The sequence below is a fragment of the Kribbella yunnanensis genome (assembly GCF_039529655.1).
GTDB lineage: Bacteria > Actinomycetota > Actinomycetes > Propionibacteriales > Kribbellaceae > Kribbella > Kribbella yunnanensis.
Genome location: NZ_BAAANF010000005.1, coordinates 47,448 through 72,616 on the forward strand (window position 1 = coordinate 47,448; position 25,169 = coordinate 72,616).

The 25,169-nt window shown below is 67.7% G+C and carries 29 protein-coding genes; 18 read left to right on the top strand and 11 right to left on the bottom strand.

Annotation, left to right across the window (positions count from 1 at the left end):
* Positions 1-4: 4 nt before the first annotated feature.
* Both ABD231_RS08925 and ABD231_RS08930 read left to right on the top strand, forming a co-directional pair.
* The gene (locus ABD231_RS08925; RefSeq protein WP_344147942.1) at positions 5-487 is read left to right on the top strand and encodes a hypothetical protein; all 483 of its coding nucleotides are present in this window, start codon (positions 5-7) and stop codon (positions 485-487) included.
* On the top strand, positions 484-828 hold the full coding sequence (locus ABD231_RS08930; RefSeq protein ID WP_344147945.1) for a hypothetical protein: 345 nt from the start codon (positions 484-486) through the stop codon (positions 826-828). The genes ABD231_RS08925 and ABD231_RS08930 overlap by 4 nt, the downstream gene beginning before the upstream one ends.
* Here ABD231_RS08930 and ABD231_RS08935 read toward each other — a convergent pair whose 3' ends face one another.
* On the bottom strand, positions 829-1,392 hold the full coding sequence (locus tag ABD231_RS08935) for a LytR C-terminal domain-containing protein (protein WP_344147948.1): 564 nt from the start codon (positions 1,390-1,392) through the stop codon (positions 829-831).
* A gap of 5 nt (positions 1,393-1,397) precedes the next feature.
* Complete coding sequence (locus ABD231_RS08940; protein WP_344147951.1) at positions 1,398-1,691, bottom strand: type II toxin-antitoxin system VapB family antitoxin; 294 nt, start codon at positions 1,689-1,691, stop codon at positions 1,398-1,400.
* A 138-nt stretch (positions 1,692-1,829) separates the two neighbouring features.
* On the opposite strand from ABD231_RS08940, the gene ABD231_RS08945 reads away from it, so the two are divergent.
* From ABD231_RS08945 to ABD231_RS08960, 4 genes are all read left to right on the top strand, one after another.
* Positions 1,830-3,380: a helicase HerA-like domain-containing protein gene (locus ABD231_RS08945; protein ID WP_344147954.1), complete on the top strand. Its 1,551-nt coding sequence runs from the start codon at positions 1,830-1,832 to the stop codon at positions 3,378-3,380.
* A gap of 249 nt (positions 3,381-3,629) precedes the next feature.
* Positions 3,630-4,961 carry a GGDEF domain-containing protein gene (locus tag ABD231_RS08950; RefSeq protein WP_344147957.1) on the top strand — a complete coding sequence of 444 codons (1,332 nt, stop codon included), beginning with the start codon at positions 3,630-3,632 and terminating at the stop codon, positions 4,959-4,961.
* A gap of 377 nt (positions 4,962-5,338) precedes the next feature.
* Positions 5,339-5,866 carry a SigE family RNA polymerase sigma factor gene (locus ABD231_RS08955; protein ID WP_344147960.1) on the top strand — a complete coding sequence of 176 codons (528 nt, stop codon included), beginning with the start codon at positions 5,339-5,341 and terminating at the stop codon, positions 5,864-5,866.
* Complete coding sequence (locus tag ABD231_RS08960; RefSeq protein ID WP_344147962.1) at positions 5,863-6,300, top strand: hypothetical protein; 438 nt, start codon at positions 5,863-5,865, stop codon at positions 6,298-6,300. Before ABD231_RS08955 ends, ABD231_RS08960 begins: the two co-directional genes overlap by 4 nt.
* A gap of 218 nt (positions 6,301-6,518) precedes the next feature.
* Here the strand turns inward: ABD231_RS08960 and ABD231_RS08965 are convergent, their stop codons facing one another.
* Both ABD231_RS08965 and ABD231_RS08970 read right to left on the bottom strand, forming a co-directional pair.
* Positions 6,519-6,839, bottom strand: coding sequence for a hypothetical protein (locus tag ABD231_RS08965; protein WP_344147964.1), 321 nt, complete (start codon positions 6,837-6,839; stop codon positions 6,519-6,521).
* A gap of 158 nt (positions 6,840-6,997) precedes the next feature.
* Positions 6,998-8,173: a hypothetical protein gene (locus ABD231_RS08970; RefSeq protein ID WP_344147966.1), complete on the bottom strand. Its 1,176-nt coding sequence runs from the start codon at positions 8,171-8,173 to the stop codon at positions 6,998-7,000.
* Between the two features lie 173 nt (positions 8,174-8,346).
* Here ABD231_RS08970 and ABD231_RS08975 point away from each other — a divergent pair, with 173 nt between their 5' ends.
* Together ABD231_RS08975 and ABD231_RS08980 are read left to right on the top strand one after the other, a co-directional pair.
* The gene (locus tag ABD231_RS08975; RefSeq protein ID WP_344147968.1) at positions 8,347-8,862 is read left to right on the top strand and encodes a SigE family RNA polymerase sigma factor; all 516 of its coding nucleotides are present in this window, start codon (positions 8,347-8,349) and stop codon (positions 8,860-8,862) included.
* Positions 8,862-9,866 carry a hypothetical protein gene (locus ABD231_RS08980; protein ID WP_344147971.1) on the top strand — a complete coding sequence of 335 codons (1,005 nt, stop codon included), beginning with the start codon at positions 8,862-8,864 and terminating at the stop codon, positions 9,864-9,866. Before ABD231_RS08975 ends, ABD231_RS08980 begins: the two co-directional genes overlap by 1 nt.
* A gap of 146 nt (positions 9,867-10,012) precedes the next feature.
* Here ABD231_RS08980 and ABD231_RS08985 read toward each other — a convergent pair whose 3' ends face one another.
* Entirely contained in the window at positions 10,013-10,795 is a 783-nt protein-coding gene (locus ABD231_RS08985; RefSeq protein ID WP_344147974.1) for a helix-turn-helix domain-containing protein, read from the bottom strand.
* Between the two features lie 110 nt (positions 10,796-10,905).
* On the opposite strand from ABD231_RS08985, the gene ABD231_RS08990 reads away from it, so the two are divergent.
* A complete protein-coding gene (locus tag ABD231_RS08990) occupies positions 10,906-11,268 on the top strand; it encodes a nuclear transport factor 2 family protein (protein ID WP_344147977.1) in 363 nt (120 codons plus the stop codon).
* 25 nt (positions 11,269-11,293) lie between these two features.
* Positions 11,294-12,712: an alpha/beta hydrolase gene (locus ABD231_RS08995; RefSeq protein WP_344147980.1), complete on the top strand. Its 1,419-nt coding sequence runs from the start codon at positions 11,294-11,296 to the stop codon at positions 12,710-12,712.
* 109 nt (positions 12,713-12,821) lie between these two features.
* Here ABD231_RS08995 and ABD231_RS09000 read toward each other — a convergent pair whose 3' ends face one another.
* Positions 12,822-13,682: an aminoglycoside phosphotransferase family protein gene (locus ABD231_RS09000; RefSeq protein WP_344147983.1), complete on the bottom strand. Its 861-nt coding sequence runs from the start codon at positions 13,680-13,682 to the stop codon at positions 12,822-12,824.
* Positions 13,683-13,717: 35 nt separating this feature from the next.
* Between ABD231_RS09000 and ABD231_RS09005 the strand changes: the two genes are divergently transcribed.
* Positions 13,718-14,500 (top strand): methyltransferase domain-containing protein, encoded by a 783-nt coding sequence (locus tag ABD231_RS09005; RefSeq protein ID WP_344147986.1) that lies wholly within the window; start codon positions 13,718-13,720, stop codon positions 14,498-14,500.
* 328 nt (positions 14,501-14,828) lie between these two features.
* Positions 14,829-15,584 carry a hypothetical protein gene (locus ABD231_RS09010; RefSeq protein WP_344147989.1) on the top strand — a complete coding sequence of 252 codons (756 nt, stop codon included), beginning with the start codon at positions 14,829-14,831 and terminating at the stop codon, positions 15,582-15,584.
* A gap of 151 nt (positions 15,585-15,735) precedes the next feature.
* On the opposite strand, the gene ABD231_RS09015 is transcribed toward ABD231_RS09010, so the two are convergent.
* The 3 genes from ABD231_RS09015 to ABD231_RS09025 all read right to left on the bottom strand — a co-directional run bounded on the left by ABD231_RS09015 (position 15,736) and on the right by ABD231_RS09025 (position 17,914).
* Positions 15,736-16,065 (bottom strand): serine integrase family protein, encoded by a 330-nt coding sequence (locus ABD231_RS09015; RefSeq protein ID WP_344147992.1) that lies wholly within the window; start codon positions 16,063-16,065, stop codon positions 15,736-15,738.
* Positions 16,062-16,256 carry a hypothetical protein gene (locus ABD231_RS09020; protein WP_344147995.1) on the bottom strand — a complete coding sequence of 65 codons (195 nt, stop codon included), beginning with the start codon at positions 16,254-16,256 and terminating at the stop codon, positions 16,062-16,064. Before ABD231_RS09020 ends, ABD231_RS09015 begins: the two co-directional genes overlap by 4 nt.
* A 281-nt stretch (positions 16,257-16,537) precedes the next feature.
* Positions 16,538-17,914 carry an MFS transporter gene (locus ABD231_RS09025; RefSeq protein WP_344148002.1) on the bottom strand — a complete coding sequence of 459 codons (1,377 nt, stop codon included), beginning with the start codon at positions 17,912-17,914 and terminating at the stop codon, positions 16,538-16,540.
* Between the two features lie 67 nt (positions 17,915-17,981).
* On the opposite strand from ABD231_RS09025, the gene ABD231_RS09030 reads away from it, so the two are divergent.
* Positions 17,982-18,404: a winged helix-turn-helix transcriptional regulator gene (locus ABD231_RS09030; RefSeq protein WP_344148006.1), complete on the top strand. Its 423-nt coding sequence runs from the start codon at positions 17,982-17,984 to the stop codon at positions 18,402-18,404.
* Here the strand turns inward: ABD231_RS09030 and ABD231_RS09035 are convergent.
* Positions 18,355-19,554: an MFS transporter gene (locus ABD231_RS09035; protein WP_344148009.1), complete on the bottom strand. Its 1,200-nt coding sequence runs from the start codon at positions 19,552-19,554 to the stop codon at positions 18,355-18,357. The genes ABD231_RS09030 and ABD231_RS09035 overlap by 50 nt on opposite strands.
* A 66-nt stretch (positions 19,555-19,620) precedes the next feature.
* Here ABD231_RS09035 and ABD231_RS09040 point away from each other — a divergent pair, with 66 nt between their 5' ends.
* The 5 genes from ABD231_RS09040 to ABD231_RS09060 all read left to right on the top strand — a co-directional run bounded on the left by ABD231_RS09040 (position 19,621) and on the right by ABD231_RS09060 (position 23,828).
* Positions 19,621-20,061, top strand: a complete 441-nt coding sequence (locus tag ABD231_RS09040) for a helix-turn-helix domain-containing protein (RefSeq protein WP_344148012.1) — start codon at positions 19,621-19,623, stop codon at positions 20,059-20,061.
* A gap of 10 nt (positions 20,062-20,071) precedes the next feature.
* Entirely contained in the window at positions 20,072-20,848 is a 777-nt protein-coding gene (locus ABD231_RS09045) for a GNAT family N-acetyltransferase (protein WP_344148014.1), read from the top strand.
* Positions 20,849-20,909: 61 nt separating this feature from the next.
* The gene (locus ABD231_RS09050; RefSeq protein ID WP_344148017.1) at positions 20,910-21,422 is read left to right on the top strand and encodes a SigE family RNA polymerase sigma factor; all 513 of its coding nucleotides are present in this window, start codon (positions 20,910-20,912) and stop codon (positions 21,420-21,422) included.
* A gap of 11 nt (positions 21,423-21,433) precedes the next feature.
* Entirely contained in the window at positions 21,434-22,453 is a 1,020-nt protein-coding gene (locus ABD231_RS09055) for a hypothetical protein (protein ID WP_344148020.1), read from the top strand.
* A 16-nt stretch (positions 22,454-22,469) separates the two neighbouring features.
* On the top strand, positions 22,470-23,828 hold the full coding sequence (locus tag ABD231_RS09060) for a purine-cytosine permease family protein (protein WP_344148023.1): 1,359 nt from the start codon (positions 22,470-22,472) through the stop codon (positions 23,826-23,828).
* 186 nt (positions 23,829-24,014) lie between these two features.
* Here the strand turns inward: ABD231_RS09060 and ABD231_RS09065 are convergent, their stop codons facing one another.
* Positions 24,015-24,518 (bottom strand): carboxymuconolactone decarboxylase family protein, encoded by a 504-nt coding sequence (locus ABD231_RS09065; RefSeq protein WP_344148026.1) that lies wholly within the window; start codon positions 24,516-24,518, stop codon positions 24,015-24,017.
* Between the last annotated feature and the right edge of the window lie 651 nt (positions 24,519-25,169).

Below are 25,169 nucleotides of genomic sequence, written 5' to 3' on the forward strand. Positions count from 1 at the left end.
AACTATGTCAGATCTCCAAGAGGTCACCTTCTCCGAACTCCTCCAACGCCCGAACGAAACCGTCGAGAAGCTGAAGAACACCCGTCGCCGAGCCCTGCGCGTCCACCGCCGCGGCTCCGAGGACGACCTTGCGCTGACCACCATCGCAAAGGTGGACGAGGACCACGAGATCCTCGTGCTGACGGTTCGGGTGCTCCGGGCAGTGATGGGCGATCCGATGACTCGGTCGCGATTCCTGCTGGACCTGCTGCCGCAGGTCTTTCCGTGGATCGCGTTCCTTCCTGCGGAGGCGCGGGTGTCCTTCGCGCAGGAGCTCGTCGACATCATGGATGCCAGCGCCGATCTCCGGGTCAACGCGCCCGTGCTCCAATTGATCCTCGAGTGGCGCAACACCGCCGAGATCTACGCCGATCCGGAGCTGCTCGCGATCCTGACTTCGACCGATCGAGGCGACTTCGGTCCGGTGCCCCGTCCGGCGGCCGAGTGACCCCGGCGAAGCGTGGCGACCGCGTTGCGCCGCCGGCCGGGCGGGATCAATGGGAGGTCAGGTTCCATACCTCGCAGGCGGCGAAGGGCTGGGAGGAGCTCTGTCGTCAGGTGCCCGGCAATACGGCGAGGGCCTGGGAAGAGATTCGGCGTGAACCGCAACCGGCCGTCCGCACGAGTCGCCGGCTGCGATTGAAGGGGCCGCTTGCGTACGACGATGGCCTCGAGCAGTGGCAGTACGAGGTGACCGGAGGTGGGCGTATCTGGTACTTGGTCGACACCGACAAGAACACCGTGTGGATCACGTATGCCGGGACCGGGCACCCGAAGGCGACCGACTGATCAGTTCGGGTTTTGGCCCTTGGGGATGGGTTGGGGGGTGTAGATGACGGGGAGGCAGACGGAGGTGCCGGCGGGGACGGTGATGGAGGCCGGGCCCTTGGCGTTGAGTTTGGTGTATTTGGTGCCTACGACGAGGTCCACGGTGTGGCTGTCGCGGCCGTCGGCTACGGGGACCGGCTTTTGGGCCAGTTGGCCGGCTACTAGTTGGAGCTCGGGGGAGTTGGCGGCGTTACCGCGGATCTCGACGGTGTCGACCTTGTCGCCCTTGGGCTCGTTGGCGATCTTGGCTACGTGGAAGCCGCGCTTCTTGAGGAGGTCGGCGACCTTGGCGGCGGTGCCGGCTTTGGCGCCGCCGTTGTAGACGTTGACCGAGACCTGCTTGGGGACCAGGCGGTTGTTCTCGAGCTTCTGGTCGACGCAGGTCGGGCCGGCGCTGGTGTTGATCAGTGAGTTCCAGCCCCACCAGGCACCGCCGACCAGGATGGACAGCAGGATGACCATGGTGATGGGCGTGCGCCAGTGGATACGCAGCGAGGGGCGCGGCTGGGGGTGGAGGGCGGTCATCGTGATCAGTCCACGACCAGAACCCGGGCGTGCAGAACCAGGCGCTGCTGCAGTGCCGCTCGCAGCGCGCGGTGCAAACCGTCCTCGAGGAACATCTCACCCCTCCATTCGACGACGTGGGCGAACAGGTCGCCGTAGAACGTCGAGTCCTCGTCGAGCAGTGCATTGAGGTCGAGCGTGCCTTTGGTCGTCACCAACTGGTCCAGCCGCACCTGCCGTGGTGGCAGCGACGACCAGTCCTTCGGCTTGAGCCCGTGGTCCGGGTACGGCCTTTCCTCCCCGACACGCTTGAAGATCACCCCCCGAAGTCTAGCGTTGTCAGAGGTCGCGTGAGAGGTCATAAACGTCACCGGAACAGTCCGGAACCAAGGATCAACCTTTTGGATGAGTTGTACGTCATACCCAGGTTGTAGATCGTGAGGTAATAGCATGCGGCCATGACCGAGACAGCCGACGTCGTCGAGACCGTCAAGCAGGGATACGCGTTCGAGGGGGCGGCGATCGAGCTCGGTGCGCTGCTGGCCGACGGGGAGCCGAAACCGGAGGCGGCGGTCCGGATCCCGTTGTCGATGGTGAACCGGCACGGGCTGGTGGCCGGGGCGACCGGTACCGGTAAGACGAAGACGCTGCAGCTGATGGCTGAGCAGCTGTCGGCGGCCGGGGTGGCGGTGTTCGCCGCGGACATCAAGGGCGACCTGTCCGGGATCTCGCAGCCGGGCGTGAGCAACGAGAAGTTGCTGGCCCGGACCAAGACGATCGGTCAGGAGTGGACCGCGACCGGTTTCCCGACCGAGTTCTACGCGCTCGGCGGGCAGGGCACCGGGATCCCGATCCGGGCGACCGTGACGTCGTTCGGGCCGGTGTTGCTGTCGAAGGTGCTCGGGCTGAACGACGTCCAGGAGTCGTCGCTCGGGCTGATCTTCCACTACGCCGACAAACAGGGTCTGACGCTGCTCGACCTGAAGGATCTGCGTGCGGTCATCACGCACCTGGCCAGTGACGAGGGCAAGGCCGACCTGAAGGACCTGGGTGGGCTGTCCGCCGCGACCGCCGGAGTGATCCTGCGGGCGCTGATCGGGTTCGCCGACCAGGGTGCCGAGGCGTTCTTCGGGGAGCCTGAGTTCGACACCGCGGATCTGCTGCAGCAGCGTGACGGCAAGGGCGTCATCTCGCTGCTCGAGCTGCCGAACCTGCAGGACCGGCCGGCGCTGTTCTCGACGTTCCTGATGTGGCTGCTGGCCGACCTGTTCCACGACCTGCCCGAGGTCGGCGACGTGGACAAGCCGAAGCTGGTCTTCTTCTTCGACGAGGCGCACCTGCTGTTCAACGACGCCTCGAAGGCGTTCCTGGACTCGATCGCGCAGACCGTCCGGCTGATCCGGTCGAAGGGTGTCGGCGTCTTCTTCGTGACCCAGACCCCGAAGGACGTGCCGGACGACGTCCTCGCCCAGCTCGGTTCGCGGGTCCAGCACCAGCTGCGCGCCCACACGCCGAACGACGCGAAGGCGCTCAAGGCGACGGTGTCCACGTTCCCGAACTCGGCGTACGACCTCGGTGAGGTGCTCACCCAACTCGGCATCGGCGAGGCGATCGTGACGGTGATGAACGAGAAGGGTGCACCGACCCCGGTCGCCTGGACCCGGTTGCGCGCACCGCTGTCGCTGATGGCCCCGGCTGCCGCCGACCAGATGACCGCGGCGGTCCAGGGTTCCCCGAACAACGCGAAGTACTCGCAGGTGCTCGACCGGGAGTCGGCGTACGAGATCCTCGCCAAGAAGGTGCAGGCGGGCGCCGAGCAGGCTCAGGCCGAGGAGCAGGCGAAGCAGCAGGAGCAGCACGAGCAACCGGTACCCCGCGGCCGGGCGCCGAAGCCGGAGAAGTCGATGGTCGAGCAGGTCATCGGTTCGTCGGCGTTCAAGCAGTTCGCCCGTACGGCGGGTCGCGAAATCGTTCGCGGTCTGTTCGGCGCTGCCCGTCGCCGGCGGTAATCACTCTGGGATGCGCTCCGGGTCCGCTCAGCGGACCCGGCCGCCGATCCTGCGGTGTGGTCGAGGGCAACCGGGAAACCTTTTCGAGACCGTCCGGTCTGCCGAAAACCTAGTGATATCAAGGTTTTTCCGTTTGATGATTGATCAAACGACTGAATCCGCCGGCACTGATCATCGTTTCCACATTGTCATCCAGGCCGCTCCGTCGCGGATTGGGACGAGACGCTCACTCGTCGTACCGTGGGAGTAATGGTTGCGCAGAGTAGGCGATCGGTACGGAAATGGGCGCTGTGGACCCTGACGGTCCCGGCGTTCGTTGTCGTCGTGCTCGTCGACTTCGCCGCCCTCGGGTACGGCGTCCAGACGTTCACCGAATTGCCGAGCTGGCGCGGGCTGGACGTGGTGGCGGCGTTGACGGTCTCGGCCCTGATCGCGGTCGAGGGCGCGCGCCGGGTGGAGAACCGCCGCCGGCGTGGTGGCGCGCTGCACAAGGACCTCGCCCCGGCCTGGATGATCGCGGCCGCGATCATCCTGCATCCGGCGCTGGCAATCCTGGTCGTGGTGCTGCTGCGGATCTGGTGGCGGATCCGGGCCGGCAAATGCATCCCGTACCGGTGGGCCTTCTCGACCTCGGTGCATGTGCTCGCCGTCGGCGCCGCGCACGAGGTGTTCGTCTCGGCGCGCGAGCTGTTCGGCGGCAGCGAGCTGGCGCTGGTTGCCTCGATGGTGATGACCGCAGTCACCTTCGTCGCCACCGACGCTCTGCTCTGCGGTCTGGCCATCTCGCTGATCCTGCCGGGCAGCAGCCGCCAGGAGACGGTCGGTGGGCTCGACGACCTGTGTATCGACGCGACCGCTGCGATGTTCGGCTGTCTGCTGGCCGGAGCCTGTCTGATCAGCCCGTGGTTCGCCTTCGTGGCGATCCCGATCACGCTGACCGCGCAGCGCGCGCTGCTGCTCGGCCAGCTGGAGTCCGAGGCGCAGACCGATCCGAAGACCAGCCTGACCCGGGTCGACTGGTGGCGTCGGCAGACCGAGGAGATGCTGCGCGGGGCACGCACCCAGCGCGAGCAGATGGCCGTGCTGCTGATCGACATCGACCACTTCAAGCAGGTCAATGACCGGCACGGTCACCTGGTCGGCGACGAGGCGCTGCGGGCGGTCGCGACGATCCTGCGCAGTGCGATCCGGGCCAAGGACGTGATCGGCCGGTTCGGCGGCGAGGAGTTCGTGATCGCCCTGCCCGACACCGGAATCGACGAGGCCACGGTGACCGCGGACCGACTCCGCAACGCGGTGGCCGCGAGTCCCCTGGCCGCGATGTGCGCCGGTGTCCTCGACGACCCCGACCTGGATCCGGACACCTTTCACCTCACGGTCTCGGTGGGCGTCTCCGTTTACCCCGCCGACGGCATCAGCGTCGACGACCTGCTGCTGCGCGCCGACCGCGCCATGTACGCCGCCAAAGCCGCCGGCCGCAACCGCGTCCGCCTAGCCGCCGACCTCTCGGCACTCACCACCCCCAAGCCCCACCCCCACCCGGTCGCAACCGGCGCCGCCGCCCCCACCGACCGCGCCTGACCCCACCCCACCGCACCCCTTCGTGCCCCACCCCACCCCTTCGCCCCCAAAGGTGGGTCCGCTGCTCTTTGTGCACAAACTCCCACTTTGAGAACCCACCGATCGTTTCGGCGGGCTCTGGGTGGTTGGTGGGTGCACAAAGATGCGATCGGTGCACAAGGGTGGGGCGGCTGCTCTTTGGGGGCGAACTCCTACTTTGAGAACCCACCGATCGTTTCGGCGGGGTTTGGGTGGTTGGTGGGTGCACAAGGATGCGATCCGTGCACAAGGGTGGGCGGGCTGCTCTTTGGGGGGATGGGGTGGGGTGGGCGGGGATCGGAGAGGTGGGGGGTGGGAGAACCTTTTCGTCCGCGACCGCGTCCTTAGGAGTGACCACTGTGGACGGAGAGCTAATGGGTCGTGACGACGACTTCACTGCGTTTGTGCTGGCCAGGTCCGGTCGGTTGGTGCACTTCGCCCGGATGCTGTGTGGCGATGCCACGCTGGCCGAGGACCTGGTGCAGAACGCGCTGGAGAAGGCCTACCTGCGCTGGGACCGGATCGAGCTCGCCGATCCGTTTGCGTACGTCCGGCAGGCCGTGGTCAATCAACATCTGTCCTGGGTACGGCGTCGCCCGTGGCGCGAGCGGCCGAGTGGAGCCACGGCCGAGCTCGACCTGCTGTTCGTCGACACACCGGTTTCCGATCAGTCCGGGGCGGTCGATCGGCGGGTGACAGTCGGGGCCGCGCTGGCCACGTTGAGCCGTCGGGAGCGAACGATCGTCGTACTGCGGTATGTCGAGGATCTGACCGAGCGGGAGACGGCTGCGGTGCTCGGGATCGCGCTCGGCACGGTGAAGAGTGCGAATGCCCGGGCGCTCGACAAACTGCGAGCTGCGCCGGAACTGAGTGGGGTGACGCGATGAACGAGGATGACCTCCGGACCGTGCTGGCTCCGGACGGCAGTGTCGCGCCGCTGGATCCGATGCGAGTGATCGCGGGGGCGCGGCGGCGACGGACGGTTCGCGGTATGGCGGCCGGCGTGGCTGCGGTTGGTGTCGCCGGGCTCGCTACGGCTGGGATTCTCATCGGGCTAGCGCCGGGTGCCGCGCCGGAGCCTGCGGGTCCGCCGGCGCCGCCGGTGGTCACGCCGAGCCCGAAGCCGAAGGCCACGCCGACGCCGTCGACACCGGCTACGCCAACGCCGTATGCGCCGACGCCTACCCCGACGCAGACGCCGGGAGACGAACCGACACCGAACACTCCGCCGCCGAAACCCCAGAAGACGCCCAGCAATACCCCGGTCGGTACCCCGAGCAAGTTCCCGACATCACCGTCGACATCGGGAAGTCCTGCCTGAGCAGAACCTTTTCGGCACCCGGTCGCGTCCTTCAGCCCGACCGAACGACGAATAGGTGGTGGAGGGCAACTAATGGACGAAGCAGGCCGGAAGCGGCGGACGACTCGGATCGTGCTCGGCGGAGTGAGCGCCGCAGTGGTGGTGCTGCTGGCAGTCGGCGGGACGGCGATGGCACGCAGCGGCGGCGGAGACCCGCCCCCGCCCACCCCGACGCCGAGCTATGCACCGACCCCGCCGACCACCGCGACGCCACTGCCGAGCGACCCGGCAATCCCGCCGACGGCGACGCCGAGCCCGAGCGGTCCGCCGAGCGAGCCGACGCCGATCCCGACGATGACGCCGAGCGGCGGGCCGACGCCCAGCCCGGCCGAGCCGCCGCGTACACCGACGAAGCGACCGACGAACCCGTCGACCCCGACCCCGACGGCAACGCCGAGCGATGCACCGACCCCGAGTCCGAGTGTGCCGCCGCGCACGCCGACCAAGCAGCCGACGCCGTCCAAGGCGCCGTGGCCGACCCCAACCCAGTCCCCGGGCAAGTAGGCCCGTCGCGACCCGGTCGCCAGGAAGACGGGTCGGCCGCGACCCGGTCACGGGACAAATAGGCCGGTCCCGACCCAGTCATCGGCGCCAAGCCAGCCAGAAACGAAGAAGCGCCGTACGAACCGATTGCGGATCGTACGGCGCTTCGTCGTACTCAGCAGGCGCCGAAGGTTCCGGCCGAGACCCACGCCTTGGCTACATACATCCCGGGGTGGACGCGGAGCCAGACGTTGCTGGTGCCTTGTGAACCGGAGACGCTCTGGCCGGTGGTCTGGCACTCGACCGTGACCTGCGCGGACTTGCCGGCCATGCCGACGACCGCGCCGGTGGAGCTGGAGGTGCTGCGGAGGTTCAGGTAGCCGGACGTGATCGACACCGTGCCGCGGCCGCCGTCACCGGTCCACAGATAGGTGACGTCGACGAAGCCGTTGTTCGACATGCCGAGTGCATCCCAGAAGGTGCCGTCGGCGAGGTCGATCCCGGCCGGGTTCGCGACCGTGCGGCCGAACTGGTCCTTCCCGCCGTTGTACCCGTCCTGGTACGCCGCCTGCGCCTCAGGCTTGCCCTGCGGCAGGTCCTTCCACATCTCGCGGGTGGCACTCGGGTTCCAGTAGTCGTCCTTGGTGTTCCACGGGCCGACGTCCCACACCGGCTCGAAGGCGCACCGCGTCGCCGTACAGACCTTGACCGAGTAGTTGCCGGAACCGTTGCCGGCCAGGCCGCGACGGGACGGCAGGGCGACGAAGTGATCGCGGCTGACGATCACGTGCCCGTTGGCCGTCGTACCGCCGACGAGTCCTTCGCGGGTAGCGAAGACGCGCGACTTGAGCGGCGCCGCCTGCACGGTCATCCGGCCAGGTGCCACCTTGTCGGTCGGCGCCACGGTCACGTCCCTGACCCACGGCTGCGCGCCGGTCGGTGGCGCGCTGACGATGATGCGCAGCTGCACCTGGTCACTCGCGCCAGGCAGCACCGTCGGCGTACCGGCGCTTGCTGGCGTCCACTCCGACCAGCGGTCGTGCACCCAAGCCCGTACGTCGACCTCTGCCGACGAACCGTCCGGCGTACCGGTGCTGTAGTTCGCGACGACCGCTGATGTCGGTGCGTCGAATCGGACCGGGGTGAGCTCGGCGAGGCCCGAGCGCTGCTTGATCTCGGCCGAACCGATCGCGGCCGGCGCATCGCCGAGGATGATCCGGCTGCCGTCGTACCGGACGTTGCTGGCGTTGCTGATGGGCTGTGGGGCGGCCGAGCTCGGCAGACCGATAGTCAAGAGTGTGAGAGCTATCGCGAGACAGGCTGCGAGCTTCGTAGGTCGAGTGATACGCATGACGCGGAACCTCCGGGGCGGTGAAGGTACTGCTCGAAGGATCCAATGTGACAAAGAAACCTCTCTTCTGTACAGCCTGTGAATAAATTTCTTCCAAGGAGTTGGTGACAGAACAGAACCTAGTCGGTCACCCAGGGGGTTTGGACCGGTGTGACAGAGGCAGAGGAGATTCGATGACCCGGACCGCGGACGCCGATTTCGAGCGCTTCGTGCAGACCCAGTCAACCCCGTTGCTCCGCTTTGCGGAGATGCTCTGCGGCGATCGGCACAACGCCGAGGACCTGGTGCAACAGGCGTTGATGCGGTCGTATCCGAAATGGCACCGATTGGACGGCGATCAAGTGCGCTATGTCCGACGCGTGCTGGTCAACCGGTTCCTCACCCAGGCCCGCCGGCGCTGGAACAACGAAGTACCCAGCGATCCGGTTGAGAACGATTGGGACCAGCGAGCGGTAGCGGACTTCGCCCAGCAGGTGCAGACCAGAGAGGCCGTGCTCTCGGCCTTGGCCGGTCTGACTGTTCGGGAGAGAGCCGTCGTCGCGCTGCGCTACTCGCAGGATCTCTCCGAGGCCGAGACTGCCGAGCTCCTCGGTATGGCTCCCGGGACCGTCAAGTCGACGTCCTCCCGGGCGCTGGCCAAGTTGCGCCTGGCACCCGACCTGATCGACAGCGTAGTTGGAGGAAACTGATGAGTGACGAGCAGCGGGTACGCAGCGCTCTCGAGTACGACCTGGAGCCGTTCACCCCGAACGCGGGTGAGCTGATGCGGCGCGGCAAGCGCCTCGCGTGGGTCCGGCGCGGTCTGGCCGCGGCGGGCGTCACCGCCCTGGCCGGAACCGTGGCAACGGTGTCCGCCGCGGTCGGGGGACCTGCCCCGGTCAAGAACCTGTTCGCCGGTGGCCCGAAGCCGCCGCCCGTAACGGTGCCGAACGACGTCCCGAAGCCGTCGGTGGACCCGACCTGCCTGCCGGGCAAGCCCGACGTGCCGTCGAAGCCGGACGTGCCGGCCAAGCCGACGCTGCCGGTGGTGACGGTCAGCAAGACGATCGACCCGAACCAGCAGCCCACGCTGCCGACGACCAAGCCGAACCTGCCGGGCAAGCCCACCGTCCCGACGGCCAAGCCGTCGCTGCCGGGCAAGCCGTCGCTCCCGACCACGAAGCCGACGGTTCCGGGCGGTACGCCGTCCTTCCCGACAACGAAGCCGTCGCTGCCGGGTAAGCCGACCCTGCCGACGACCAAGCCGTCGCTCCCGAGCAAGCCGACCCTGCCGACGACGAAGCCCTCGTTGCCGGGCAAGCCCACGCTCCCGACGACGAAGCCGTCGCTGCCGAGCAAGCCGAACCTGCCGGGCAAGCCGACTCTGCCGCCGGTTCCGACCGCGAAGCCGTCCCTGCCGGGTAGGCCGACCCTGCCGGACTGCGTGCACGGCGTCCCGACCACCGCTCCGTCGCTGCCGTCGAAGCCGGGCAAGCCGTCGGTGCCCGCGCCGAAGCCGGACGTGCCGAAGCCGGCCGCCCCGACCGTCAAGGTCTCCGGTGGCGTCAAGATCACGATCGACCCGGGCAAGCAGCCGCAGGGTAAGCCGTCGATCCCGACCACCAAGCCGACCTTCCCGACCACGAAGCCCAGCGTTCCGAAGCCGAGCTTCCCGACCACCTTCCCGACCGGCCACCCCTCCTCAGGCCGGTAGGGCGAATCGGTCACCGGCGAGCGGGTGGTGGGCGGAACCACCCCATCTCGCCGGTGACCAGCAATCCGTCGACCTGCTCACGGTCGGCTCCACCGAGCGGCCCCGTTCCGGCACCCTCCCCCCTGCTGCCGGAGCGGGGCCGTCGGTTATGCCAGCTTCCGCAACAGTTCGGCGGTCGCGTCGTCCGCCGGATAGAACGACTCGATCATCAGTTCGGAGACGGTGACGTCGAGCGGGGTTCCGAAGGTCGCGATCATGGTCAGCAGCGAGAGCCGCTCGCCTTGATAGGTCAGCTCGAACGGTACGACGACCTCGGCCGGCCCGGGATTCGCCGGCTGATCGTCGGCCGCGTACCCGCGAAGTTCGTCGTACAGGTCCTGGAGTTCGGGGTCGGCGGTGCTGACGACCTGGCGTTGCAGACTGGCCAGTGCGGCGGCGCGAACGTCGGCCAGGTTGGTGATCCGGCTCGCCAGTCCGTCCGGGTGCAGGGTCAGCCGGAGTGCGTTGATTGGTGCCTTGAGCAACTTTTCGTCGACGTCGGCGGTGAAGATCTTGATCCCGGCGTTGGCCTCGACGATGTTCCACCAGCGGTCGACCACGAGGGCCGGGTAGGGCTGATGCGCCTCCAGTAGTCGGCGCAGCGTGGTCCGGATCGCCAGCATGGCCGGCGAATGCAGCGACGACTCGCTGTAGATCGGTGCGTACCCACCGGCCAGCAGGAGCTGGTTGCGGTCCCGCAGCGGTACGTCGAGATGTTCCGCCAGCCGCAGCACCATGTCGCGGCTCGGTTGCGACCGCCCGGTCTCGACGAAGCTGACGTGTCGCGTGGACACCTCGACCCGGTTCGCGAGATCGAGCTGACTCAGCCGCCGATGCTCGCGCCAGCCGCGCAGCAACTCACCGACCGGGCGCTGGAACGTCTCTGTCATACCCCGACAGTAGCCATCGGTGTAGCGACCGCCATTACCTCTGACGTCATCGACCGTACGCCGTCCGTCGCGGCAAGGTTCTGGTCATCCGAACCAACCAGGAGGAAACGATGACCACGCAGACTCTCGCCGACCAGTACTTCGCGACCTGGAACGAGCCCGACGCCGACCGCCGGGCCGAACTGATCGCGGCGACCTGGACCGAGACCTCGACCTTCGTCGACCCGAGCTTCGAGACGCACGGCCACGACGAGCTCAACAAGCTGATCGGCGCCGCCCAGCAGATGTTCCCCGGGCTGTCCTTCGTCCGGATCGGCGAGATCGACGACCACCACATCTACCGCCGCTGGACCTGGCACTTGAAGGCGGAGGGTCAGGAGCCGGTCGCAGGCGGTACCGACATCGTCCATGTCGACGCCGACGGGCGCATCACGCACCTGATCGGCTTCCACGACTTCGCCCCGGAGCACTGAACCGGAGGCGTCGTAGGTTGCGGGCATGTGGAAAAAGCTGAGTGGGGTGCTTGGTGCAGGGGTGCTGCTCGCCGGGTTGATTCCGGCGGGTACGGCGGCCGCGGTGGGGCTGCAGTGGAAGGAGTGCAAGCCGGGCGCGGTCGAGCAGTGCGCGACGCTGAAGGTGCCGCTGAACTGGTCGAAGCCGTCCGGGCCGACGACGAACGTCTTCGTCGTGAAGGTGCCGGCCAAGGACCAGGCGCACAAGCGCGGGTCGCTCGTCTTCAATCCGGGCGGCCCGGGCGGTGCCGGTGGGTCGATCTTCGAGGCCGGGCTGGCCGACGCGTTCCTCGGTCCGCTGCGGGACAACTACGACCTGGTCAGCTTCGACCCCCGCGGTACCGGGCAGAGCAGTCAGCTGAACTGCGGCCCGGTACTGCGCCCCGGCGTACCGGTGTTCCCGAAGAACCAGGCGCAGTACGACGCGATGGTCGCGGCCAGCCGCGCTACCGGTGAGCAGTGCCTGAAGCAGCACGGCGACCTGATGCGGAACCTGGACACCCGGACCGTGGCGCGCGACATCGACGCGATCCGGGCTGCGCTGGGGGAGCGCAAACTCAGCTTCTTCGGGATGTCGTACGGGTCGTTCCTCGGCACGATGTACGCGCAGATGTTCCCGCACCGGGTCGACCGGATGCTGCTCGACGGGATCATCGACCACTCACAGGGTTCGCGCCGGTTCATGCTCGAGGAAGCCAAGTCGATGGAGAGCGAGTTCAACGCGTTCATCGACTGGTGTGCCACGGACGCCGCCTGTGAGCTGCACGGTCAGGACGTCGGCGCACTCTGGGACAAGACGGTCGCGAAGGCCGACAAGACCCCGCTGACCAGTTCGTTCGGGCCCGTCACGGGTGACGTGATGCGGATGTCACTGCCCGCACTACTGCCGAAGCTCGCAATGTTCGGCGCGGACTGGACCGCACTCGCAAGCGCCCTCGCCAAGGCGACCAAGGGCGACGGATCCGGTTTCGCCACCAGCTACCTGAACAACTCCGAGACTGCCTACGCGGCCGTCTCCTGCATGGACCTGCCCGGCGAACTCAAGGGGTACGCCGACGCCCGCGCCCGGCTGGCCCTCGCAAAGGCCGTCGCCCCGCGCGTCGGTGCAGCCGTCGAGGGCTGGGTCATGGCCGCCGCCTGCTCCGGCTGGCCGATCCCGCCGAGCAACCCGTGGCAGCGCACTCCGGTCCACGGCGCACCGCCGATCCTGATCGCCTCGTCGACCAACGACCCGTCCACCCCGGTCTCAGGCGCCCGAGGTCTAGCCCGTCAGATCGACAACAGCCACCTGTTCATCGCCGAGGCCCACGGCCACACGGCCTACCTCAACTCCGAATGCGCCCGCACCAACATCACGACGTACTTCCTCACCGGCAAGCTGCCGGCCGGGAACGCCTGCCGCTGATCATCCTCCGAAGAACAGGACGTATACGCCCGCTGGGTCACCCTGCCGGCAGTCGTGAGCGGGGTGGCGCACGGCAGTGGATCTATACGTCCTGTCCATCGGCAGATCGCTAGAGCAGGGACTTGAGCAGCCGTTCGCAGCGGACGGGGTCTTCGGTGAGGCCGTCGCCTAGGCCCCAGAGCCAGTAGTCGACTGCACGGAAGACCGTCCAGTGGCGGGCCCGGTCCCGGACCAGGCCCGCCTCTTGGACGACAAGGTCGAAGTACGGCGGGATCTCGGCCATCTCGTCGAGTTGCATCCACAGCACCCGGCCGAGGTCGAACTCGATGTCGCCGCGATAGAGCAGCGGATCGACCGTCACCCACGCTTCACGCTCGCCCGCCAGCACCTGGTGGACGTGCAGATCCCCGTTGACCGAGAGGTCCGTGGCCGGCTCAGTCAGCTCCGGCGCGATCTCCAACGCCGTACGGAGGAAGCTGACGTCGAACGGGCGCCCGAGCCCCTCCCACTGCTTCTCCAGCTCGGCTGACCGCTGGCGGACGATCTCGCCGGTGGACAGAGCCTCGGGCCGCGGCGATACGGCGAGTCGCCGCATCATCCGGCCGAGTACCGCCATCGCCTCGTCCAGCGGTCGAGTCGCGAGCGGCGTCTTCAGTCGCTCCAGCAACATCGCGCCGGCGGCCGGATCGGCGTCGTACAGGAGGACCATCCCGCGGCCGTCCCACCAGCGCAGCGCCTGCACGTGCTCATCGGTCCCGGGCCCGGGCGGTGTCATCCGGAGGACGAACTCGTCGGCGCCGCGCCGCACGGGGATGACGAGCGCGTTCGAACCCCAGGCGAGCGGGCCGTCCGGTTCCAGGTTCCAGGCGGTGCATTGGGCTTTCACGAGGTTTGGGAGCGCGTCCAGCCAGGTTGTGCCGTCATGCCACCACCGTGGCATCTGCCGAAAGCCGTCCGGGACGTCGATCATGGGTGCAGAGTAGGGGGCAGGCCTCGGTAGGGGGAGTGAGTTTTTTGCAGTTCGATCTGGGAGTCTCGCAGCAGGTGGAGGCGGTCTATACCTCTGCTGATGTGGTGGAGCAACGCCGAGTGGTGCGCGCGGCGCTGGCGTTGCGGCCGGGGGACCGCGTGCTGGACATCGGGGTCGGGCCGGGACTGCTGGCGGCGGAGATGGCCGCCGAGGTCGGGCCGGACGGGCGGATCTGCGGGATCGACATCAGCGAGAGCATGCTGGCGATCGCCGCGACCCGGGCCGAGGTCGCGGGCGGGCCGACGATCGAGCTCGAGCTCGCGTCGGCCGGGCGGATCCCGCATGCGGCGGAGAGTTTCGACGTGGTCGTGTCCACCCAGGTCTTCGAGTACATCGAGGACGTGGCCGGCGCACTCGAGGAGGTACGGCGGGTGCTCCGCCCGGGCGGGCGTGTCGTGCTGCTCGACACCGACTGGGATTCGCTGGTCTGGCGGTCGAGTGACGACGAGCGGATGCGGCGGGTGCTGACCGCGTTCGAGCAGCACCTCGCGGATCCGCATCTGCCGCGCACGTTCGACGACGTACTGACGAAGGCCGGGTTCACGGTCACCCACCTGCAGGCGGTGCCGCTGCTCAACGCCCGGTACGACGAACGGTCGTACAGCGCGGGGCTGATCGACATCGTCGCCGGGTTCGTGCCCGGCCGGGACAAGGTCACCGACGTGGAAGCGAAGGCGTGGGCGGACGACCTGCGTGGTCTCGGCTCCGGCTACTTCTTCAGCCTGAACCGGTACCTGTTCGTGGCGTCTGCCCTGTAGTTCTTCAAGCCCGGATCCGAGCTCGGCGGGCGCACCTGGGATGCGCCCGCCGGGGCCGGTCGTTCTCCCGCCCCTCAGTGGGAGAACTCGCGGCTCGGTGAGTCTCACCCATGCCCGAATGACACTGACTGAACCGCGGGACGCCCCTAGTGGTACCCCACTCCGGCCGCGAGCACACCTCGACGCACGCGGGAAGCTCAGAAAACTTGACGTGCATCGAACCTTTTCCGGCCCGGGCGGCCATTGAGGGTGCGCCGTCCGGCGCTTACGCTGACGGCGATTCCGCCGCCCAGGGGAGGTTGCGGGACGCCCTGGGGAAGGAACAGGCATGTCCCACGAGGTCCGGGTGACCTGGCGAGGCAAGTCCATGAACAAGCGAACGGTGGCGATGGTCGAGGCCGCCGAGAAACTGCTCCACTCGAGGATGGCGATCCTGCAGGGGTCGTACAACAAGGGCGGTGTCGGGGCTTCGGCCGGCACCCATGACGGCGGTGGTGCGGTCGACATCGACGTACGGCGATTGGCTCCCGCATCGCGGGTCGCGGTCGTGAAGGCGCTCCGCCAGGTCGGATTCGCGGCCTGGCTGCGGACGCCGTCCCAAGGCAGCTGGCCGTTCCACGTGCACGCGATCGCGGTCGCTGACAAAGATCTGTCGGCGAGCGCGGCACGGCAGGTCGCGGACTACCACCAGAAACGCAACGGTCTGAAGAACCGGGGCAAGGACGACGGCCCGCCCGGGTACTACTGGATGACGTGGGAGCTGTACCAGAAGTCGCGGACGCCTCCGCTGCCCGAGCCCGACTCGATCATCTCGCTGGCCGCGATGCGCTATGCCGCGACGCACGACGTGATGACCGGCGCGTGGGGCGCGGACCGGCTCAAGGTGCTGGCATGGGCGGCGCATCCGAAGGTGGGCGCGCTGGTCAACGCCGAGCTGGCGCCGCCGCGGGGAGTGGCGTGGCACGTGCACTTCCGGCGGATGATGCGCAAGATCGAGGCTCACTATCAGCTCCGGAACACGGGTCAATTCGATCCCGGGGTCGCTGCTCAGATGAAGCGGTTCGGGTACAAAATCGTTGCCTAGAGCATCGACAAGGCCCCACCGGTAGCAGCCGGTGGGGCCTTGGTGGTCCACTACCGCCCGGGCATTCCCGGTGCAGCTGTGGAGGTGGAGAGCGGAACCGACGCCGATGCAGGGGTCAAGACGTCAGCTCCGCTTGTCTGTGTTGAGTTCTCTATCTTTTTAGTTCAGGCGCCGAGTTCACAGCCCAGACCTGCGCCTGGTGGAACTCGAGGTGCTGCCGTAAGGCAGCCGGGGTGCCGACCGATCCGAGGTGGTTCATCGCGGGCACGACAACTGCCCGAACGTCGGACCGCTTCACCTCCTCGAGCAGTGCGTGGAATGCCGCGGATTCGGCCGTGTCGCGCTCGGTGTAGACCGTGCCGAGGGTGAATCCCTCGGCGCTGGCGAAGGCGGCGAGGGAATCCGTCGCCGCGGCCAGCTCCTCCGCGCAACTCAGCGCGTCGGCCCGCACATATCCGAGCAGCGTCGGCCGGGTCGTCATTGACCCGGCCCTGCCACAACGTCCGCCGGCACCGGCTCGCTCGTCACCCGGAGGGAGGCGAAGCGCCGCTGCATGGCTTCCTCGTACTGCGCTGCCTGCTCCGCTGTGGCGGTGTGGTCCGCGATCGGGTGAGCGCCGAACCAAACCCGCACCCGGAAGTGCGCGGTGGGGGTTTCCAGCGTCTCGGTCATCAGCGGTCCTTCGGCAGTCTCGGTCGGCGCCCCGGACGGCTTTGTCCGGTGCTGAGAAAAGAACACCTCATCGCTGCCTCCGCAGGAACACTTTCGCAGGGACCTTTACAGAGCCTTGACGCAGAGTAGGGAAACCCTACGAATCCCCTGGTCAGAGCGGTCTCACCGGATGCTTATCCGCCCTTGGTAATGACCTGTCAAGAATGTTTGCACGGATTTACCAATAACGATTCGGGCGCTCGGCCGACGTTTCGAAGCAGCTGGAAATGTCGGACTTCCTGCTAACCCTGTGCGGCCATTCGATTACGCACTGCTGGCCGCAATCCGCCGAGCGCGATCAGCGCCCCGAGCCCGGCCGCGATCAGCGGTACCAGCAGACCGTTGCGGAAGGCATCGATCGTCAACTCGTCCGCCGCAGCCAGTACGGCGGCCACCACGGCGAGCCCGAGTGCGGCCCCGAACTGGAACGAGGTGGTCAGCACGCCACTGGCCAGCCCTTGCTCGTCTTCGGCGACCCGGTCGGTGGCTGCGATCGTCAACGGCCCGTACGCCAGCGCGAACCCGAGACCGAGCAGCAGGAACGTCGGCAGCATCGCGGCGAACGTCGTACCGAGGGGCAGGAAGGCGGCGTAGCCGAGGATGGCGAGCGCGAAGCCGCCGAACACCACCTTGCCGTTGCCGAAGCGGTTCACCAGCCAGGGCGTCAGGGTCGGCGCCAGTACGGCGTCGATGCCGATCACCATCAGCGCCAGGCCGGTCTTCCACTCCGACCAGCCGCGCAGCTCCTGCAGGTACAGCACCGCGACGAACTGGAACCCGACGAACGCCCCGACCAGCAGGATCGCGCCGAGGTTCGCCCGGATCAGCGCGGGGTTCCGCAATAGGCCGAGCCGGATCAGCGGGCTGGCCACTCGCTTCTCGACCGCGACGAAGGCGGCGAGCAACGCCGTACCGGCTGCTGCGGTCACCAGGGACTGCGTGAGGGACACGTCGGGTGCGCGGACGACGGTGGCGACGAGGAGCAGCATTGCGCCGGTCAGGGTGAAGGCGCCGAGCAGATCGAATCCGCCGCGCTGGTCAGGCCGTTCGGCGTCCCGCGGGATCAGGGCGATCGCTGCGGCCAGGATGACTGCCGAAACCAGGACCGGCGCGAAGAAGACCCAGCGCCAGTCGATGGTGGTGAGCAGTCCGCCGGTGACCATGCCGAGCGAGAAGCCGCCGGCCGCCGTACCGGCGTACACGAGCAGGGCCTTGTTCCGTTGCGGGCCCTCCGGGTAGGTGGTCGTGATGATCGACAGGCCGGCCGGTGTCATGAACGCCGCCGCGACGCCGGTGGCGAAGCGGGCCAGGATCAGCACCCAGCCTTCGGTCGCGAACCCGCCGAGACCGCTGAACAGCAGGAACACGACCAGCCAGCCGACGAACATCCGGCGCCGTCCGAGCAGGTCCGCGGCGCGGCCGCCGAGGAGTACGAAGCCGCCGTAGCTGAGGGCGTAGGCGCTGACGACCCACTGCAGTTCGCCGGTGCTGAGGCCGAGTTCGGCGCGGATCGAGGGCAGTGCGACACCCATCATCGAGACGTCGATGCCCTCCAGGAAGATCGCGCCGCAGAGCACGAACAGGACAGCCCACGAACGGGCGGTCAGGGTTGTTGACACGAAAACTCCCAGGTCGTTGATGGTTCTCTCTTGTAACTGACCCCATCTTCAGGAACCATCAGCAACTATGGAAGAAGGCACTTCAAAGGAACCGAGTCACTCCTGCTGTACCGAGGAGGCCTTCCAGTGGGACACCCGGGAGGACTGTGACGTCCGGCAGATCCTGGACCGGATCGGCGACAAGTGGTCATTGCTGGTGATCGCGTTGCTCGACGACGGGTCGATGCGGTTCACCGAGCTGAAGAAGACGATCGACGGGATCAGTCAGCGGATGCTGACGGTCACCCTGCGCCAGTTGGAGCGGGACGGCCTGGTCAAGCGGACCGTCTATCCGGTCGTACCACCTCGCGTCGGCTACGAGCTCACGCCGCTCGGCGTCACCCTGCACGCGACCATCCAGTCGTTGGTGACCTGGACCGAGACGCATCAGATGGAGATCGCTAGCTCCCGAGCTCGGTACGACGCGGCTGCGGCTGTGGCTTCCGAGTGAATGCTGCCGGATGACTCGGTACGGCGAGCAGTGTCAGCGCGCCCGCGATCACGGCGAACCCTGCTAGCGCGTTGAGCGTTGTCGGCAGGCCGATGAGCAGTGTCGCGGCCGGTGCGGCGAGGGCGCCGATGATGAGGGCGAGTGAGTCGGCGGCGAAGAAGAGTGCGCCGATGCGGGCGAGCATCTCGGATGGCGCGGTCCGCTGGATCGTGGTCTCGGCGGTGATCAGCAGGATGCTGCCGGGGATGCCGATCAGGGCTGCGGCGCCGATCGCTGTGGCGACATTCGGTGAGTTGACGAGCAAGAAGAATGCGGCGGCGGTGGCGAGTTGGGTTGCGGCCAGGAGTTCGCGAATTCCCAGCCAGGACTGGGCTTTCGAGCTGAGAGCGGCGCCGAGTAGGTAGCCGGCGCCGAGACCCGAGATGAGGTAGCCGATCGTCGCGCCGGGTGCGTGCAGGCGCTCCACGATGAAGGGGACGAGGAGTGCGGTCAGGCCGGCGTTCGCGGTCAGGAAGAGCGTTTGGCCGAGTAGAACTCCGCGTAGGGCCCGATGGCGAACGACGTACTGGATGCCTGGGCGGACGCCGCCGCTGGCGGTGCGCGGGTAGGCGCGGATCGTCGAGATGATTGCCGCTGACAACAAATAGCTGGCGATGTCGATGATCAGGACTGTCGTCATGCCGGGGCCGGCCAGTAGGAGGGCGCCGAGGGGCGGGGCGGCCAGGCGGATCGCGCTGGCGGTGGTCGCGGTGATCGCGTTGGCTTTGGCCAGTTCTGGGCCGGTGCCGACGACTGCGGGGATCAGTGCACGCGAGGCTGGTCGGAAGACGGTGGTTGCGGCGTTCTCGACCAGGACGGCTAGGAAGATCAGCCAGATGCGGTGTCCGGCAAACAGGATCGCCGCGACTGCGGCTGCGCTGACCAGGTCGGCGATCCAGAGCGCGCGCGAGAGGTCCCATCGGTCCAGCAGGGCGCCGGCCCAGGGGCCGAGTAGTAGTGGGGGCAGGGCTTCCAGGGCCAGCGTCAGCCCGGTGGCGGCCGCTGAACCGGTCAACGTGAACACCTGGACCGGCAGGGCGACGACGAGCAGCCAGGAGCCGATACCGGAGACTCCGCTGCTGATCCACAACCGCCGGAAATCGCTGTTCACGAAGCGGGAAACTATCGTGATGAGACAGTAGTTGGCAAGAGTGTTCTGTGAGAATAGGATGCTCGGGTGGAACTGGGCGAAGTACTGCGTGATCGCCGGAAGGCGGCCGGGCGCACGATCGCGTCGGTCGCGATGGACGCCGGCCTGTCGGTGCCCTATATCGCCAACCTGGAGAACGGTCGCGGCAACCCGACCGTCGCCGCGCTGGACCGGCTGGCCGAGGCGCTCGGGGCGCGGCTCGAGGTGCGGATCAGCGGGGAGGCTGCGGCGGAGGTGCCGTCGGTGGCTGCGGAGCTGGTCGACGGCTCGCCGCGGGCGGCCGAGGTGGTGCGGGCGGTCGCTCGCCGGGGGCGGACGCGGGCAGCGATACGGGACGAGCTCGTCCGGACTCTCGACGTACTGGGAAACCTGCTCGGACAGCCGGTTGAGGCAGCGGACCTCGACCGGTTGCTCGACTTGGTTCTACTGGCCGAAATGCGGTCGAGTGCTGTCGGACCGACGGACTAGGGTCGGCAGTATGCAGATCGGGGCGCGGATCGCGCGAGCACAGTTGAGCGGCTTGGGCAGGTCGCGTCGGCAGATCGTCGTCGGGCCGTTGGTGGGCCTCCTGCACGACGACGACGCGTGGTACCTGTCGACGATGGTCGCGGCCGAGCCCGGTACGCCGTTCGATCCGGACGAGGTCCGCGAATCGGTGACGATCCTGCGGAAGGCGTTCGCGGCCGAGGGACGCTGGTTGAGCGCCGAGCTGATCGAGGAGGCGAACCCGGGGCTGGCCGAGGAGCTGGAGACGCACGGGATGACGATCGTCTCGCGTCCGCCGCTGCTCGTCGTCTCGGATGACGATCTGGTGCAGCCCGACCTGCCTGCCGGCGTGACCGTTCAGTTGGTGGGCTCGGATGCGGATCAGGCCGACGCGAACGCGGTCTCCGCGGATGCCTACTCGGCTGAGGGTGTTGGATTCGCCTATCAGCCGGTGCTCGGGGACGGCGGTGCGGTGCTCGTCCGGGTGGACGGCGTCCCGGCGGCGACTGCCGCGTGGACCGCGGTCGCCGATGGTGTCACCGAGGTGGCGGGCGTCGGCACGATCCACAATCATCGCCGACAGGGGCTCGCCGGAATCGCGACGGCGTACGCGACTCAGTTCGCCTTCGAGCAGGCCGGTGCCACGCTCGCCTGGCTCACCCCGGGCGACGACGGCGCCGACCGCGTCTACCGCCGGGTCGGCTACACGCCGCAGGCGACCGCCGTACATCTGGGTGATCCAGGCGGTCATCTCAACGACCTGCGCTGACTGTGCAACCCCGCTCTCCTGACTTCTCGTATTGAGGGGGACAGAGGAGAGTGGAGGGCCGATGGTGGACCGGGATCAGGAGTACGTCGAGTTCGTCGCGGCGGCGAGTGCGTCGCTGCGGCGGACCGCGTTCCTGGTGTGTGGCGATTGGCATCGCGCCGACGACGTCGTACAGGACGCTTTGTGCAGGCTGTACCGGTCGTGGCCGAAGGTCGATCGCGACGGGAACCCGCTCGCCTACGCCCGCCGTACGGTCGTCAACGCGGCCCTGGACAGCGGCCGGCGCCCCTGGCGCCGGGAAGTGCCGACCGCTGACCTGCCCGCGGACCGGGTCACGCACGCCGACCCGGCCGCCGGCCACGCCGACCGGGACGAGGTCCTGACCGCCCTTGCGACCCTTGCTCCGCGGCAGCGGGCCTGTGTCGTGCTGCGGTACTACGAGGACCTGTCCGTCGAGCAGACCGCCCGGATCCTCGGGTGCTCGGAAGGCACGGTGAAAAGCCAGGCCGCTCGTGGTCTCGACACTCTCCGAACCGCCATCGACGAGGCCCGCCGGATCGGCAGGCCGGCATGAAGGAGAACCCCATGGACGACGAACGCGTCGTCGGCGCCGAACTCGAACGACTCGCCGCCAACGACCCACTGTCCCCGATCGACCCGCAAGCCATGCTCACCCGCGGCCGCCGCAGCCGCCGTACCCGCCGTCTTCTCAGTGGCGGCGGTGGGATCGCAGCGATCGCCGTGATCGCCCTCGGCGCCAGCGCGCTGAACGGCCAGACCGCGGCCACGCCGGAGCCCCAGATCGCGAGCCCGCGGACCACGACGGCAGACCCGGACTTCACTGCGGTCCCCGGCGTACCGCGCGGCGAGGACGGCGCCGGCGCCAAGCTGGCACTGGCGGAGGTCAACCGTCGCTGCGCTCTGCGGAATCCTGGGGTCGAGCGTCCGGTCCGGCCGGCTGCGCCCAACCTGCAGTCGGGGACGACGGTTCAGTACGACCTGCGGCGGGGCGATCACGCGGCGAACTGCACAATCCCCGGCGGCGACCGGCCGTCGGCCGCACTCGTCGAGGCCGCCCGGAAGGACCCGGTCCCGAAGACCGTGGCCGACCAGCTGCGCAACTGTTCGGTCCACTTCTGGACCGATCTGCGGAACTGGAAGGTGCTGACCTCCGACCTCCAACCCGGCCTCGCGTCCGCCCTGGTCGCCAAGTCGCCGTCCGGCCGGAGCATCGTCACCTGCATCCTCGAGATCACGCCGTACGAAGGGCCGCAACTCAGCGCCGACTCGCGGATCCTCCGGACCGCCAACACCGGACGCAACACCTTCAGCCAGGTCTTCACCACCATCCCGGGTGGTCAGCACGGCTGCTCGCCCACCACCCACGACAAGTGCAAGGGCTGGCTCTACACCCAGACCGGCCGGATGCCGTCGAACGTGGCCCGAGTCCGCATCGAGCCGATCGCCGGTGGCAAGCACGACATCACCGTCACCGACGGTTGGTTCGCCCTGGCCTGGCTGAGCAGTGATCCCCAGGCGCGGCCGGACGCGAAGGCGACGGCGTACGACAAGAACGGAAAGGTCCTGCAGGTCCTCGGCGGTTAATGGCACCATCTCGGGCATGAGCGGAGTTGTCGAGCAGCGGAGCATCGATGTGGTCCCGGCCGACGAGCGGCACGGTACGCCGCTCAGCCAGTTCACCTTGTGGTTCGGGGCGAACATGCAGGTCACGGCGGTTGTCGACGGTGCGTTGGCGGTGGTCTTCGGCGCCGACGCACTGTGGGCGATCATCGGCCTGCTGCTCGGCAACATCTTCGGCGGCATCGTGATGGCGTTGCACTCGGCGCAGGGCCCGCGCCTCGGGTTGCCGCAGATGATCTCCAGCCGCGCGCAATTCGGGGTGTACGGCGCCGTCGTACCGCTCGTGCTGGTCGTCGTGATGTACCTCGGCTTCGCCGCCACCGGGACGGTGCTTGCGGGGCAGGCGATCAACAAGATCCTGCACGTCGGGCCGACCGCCGTTGGGATCGTGGTCTTCGGCTTGCTGACTGCTGTGGTCGCGACGCTCGGATACCGCTGGATCCATCTCCTCGGCCGGGTCGCAACGGTCTGCGGCGTACTCGGGTTCACCTACCTGGGCATCCGTCTGCTGGTGACGTCGGACGTAGGTGCTCTGTTCGGCGCCAAGCCCTTCGACTGGGTGTCGTTCCTGCTCGCCATCTCCCTCGGCGCCGGCTGGCAACTCACCTTCGGCCCGTACGTCGCCGACTACTCGCGCTACCTGCCTGCCGATACTCCCGAGCGCCACACGTTCCTCGCCACCTTCCTGGGAAGCGTCATCGGCTCCCAGTGGTCGATGACCCTAGGCGCCCTCGTCGCAGCCGGCGGCGCAGGCTTCCTCGCCAACCAGGTCGGCTACCTAGGTTCCCTGGCCGGCCCGATCGCCATCCTCATCTACCTGGTCATCGTCATCGGCAAACTAGCCGTCAACTGCCTCAACGCCTACGGCGGCTCAATGACCCTCCTCACCACAGTCACCGCCTTCAACCGATCAACCCGCATCGGCCCGGCCGCACGCGCGGCGTACACGATCGGTTTTCTCTTGGTGTCGGTGCTGATCGCTTTGCTGGCGTCGAAGGACTTCCTCGACAACTTCAAGAACTTCGTCCTGGTCCTCCTGATGGTCTTCACCCCCTGGAGCGCCATCAACCTGACCGACTACTACCTGATCTCCCGAGAACGTGTAGACATCCCAGCCCTCTACAACCCCGCCGGCCGCTACGGCACCTGGAACATGACAGCCCTCGTCTCCTACTTCGTCGGCATAGCCGCCCAAATCCTCTTCCTAGCCCAAAAGCTCTACACCGGCCCAGTAACCAACCTGCTAGGAGGCGCCGACATCTCCTGGCTCATAGGCCTCCTGGTAACCACCGCCCTCTACCTCCCCTGGTCCCGCCAAACCGCCAACCCACCTGAGTAGCCCCACCCCGCTCGGATTTCGTGCGGGTGCGGTCGACCCGACTCGTGCACCAACCTCCGCGCTCAGCTGTGGCGATCAGGTGATCACCCGACCGACAGGAGGTCTTGGCCGAATCGGGTCCGAGGTCCATCCTGCTGAGCCCGCGCGGGCATGTACGTAGACACCTATGTCCTGTCGTTCGGCCGATCAATCGCCGATCCGCAGCGCGCAGTCGAGAGTGGCCAGCATCGAGTAGTACCCGTGGGCCTGGATGAGCTCGACCAACTCCCGATCGGACAATTCGAGCTGCGCATCGGCAAACGTGGCATCGTCGATCCGCGGACTGTCGACCAGCGCCCGCGCAAACCGGTACACAGCCTGATCCCGGTCGTCGAAGGACTCAATCTCGTCCGCCCCCGACAACAACGCCTCCAGCTCCGCAGCACTCAACACCCGCACGTGCGGAAAGTGCCGCTCCACCAGGTACGTCGACCCCGCGGCGCGGGTGACCACAGCCGCGGCAATCTCCACCAACCGCTCGTCCAGTTCCAGGCTGTCGTGGATCGCCTGCCCGAGCTTCATCACCAACTCAGCAGTCCCCTCGGCCAACGCCAACGTCAGAAACATCCGCGGATCCGGCGGCAACCGCTCATGCCAGTCCTTCAACACACCAGTCAGCCGCTCAGGGTCGGCGTACACAATCCGTGCCATCCACCGACCCTAACCACCCCGCCACCTCACCACCCGCCTTTCCACCCACACGCAACCCGCGGCCCCTGCTGGCCCACACCCTTCGCTCCCACGCCCTCAAACGTGCTGGCCGCGCCCCTTCGCGAACCTCAACGCCATCACAACCACACCTCAGCCCCCACCTCCAGGCCTACGCCGCTCCACAGTCCCCAGTTGTGATGGCCCGTGCGTCCGCACCCACCCCAGGCGCAGCCGCCACACACCGTGCGTTGCCCTTCGTGCTCAGGTGGTTAGCCCCGCGGCTCGTGTCTGCAAAGCCGAGCCGACTGGTACGTCGCCAAGGACATGAGGAGGTGGGTGATTCGCGAGTGGATTAGGTGTTGCCGACGCTCACGGGTTGAAGCAGGGGCGACTACTACGTGTCCTTAGCGACGCCGTGGGAGCAGCGCCGCACGGTGTTCGTCCTGCGAGTGTCTACAGAGCTCAGCCCTACCCTGACGATTCAAGCCAGCCTGGCATTCTGACTCTGCGCCGCGACCCACCGCTGATTCGACTCGTAACGCATGAGCAGAACTGGCCGCTCGTCATTGCCCGGCGCTGAGGGGCGGACGCGCCCCACTCACCAACCTGCTTCGCGCCTTGCTGCGGTGATTCCACTGAGCGTGAACCGCT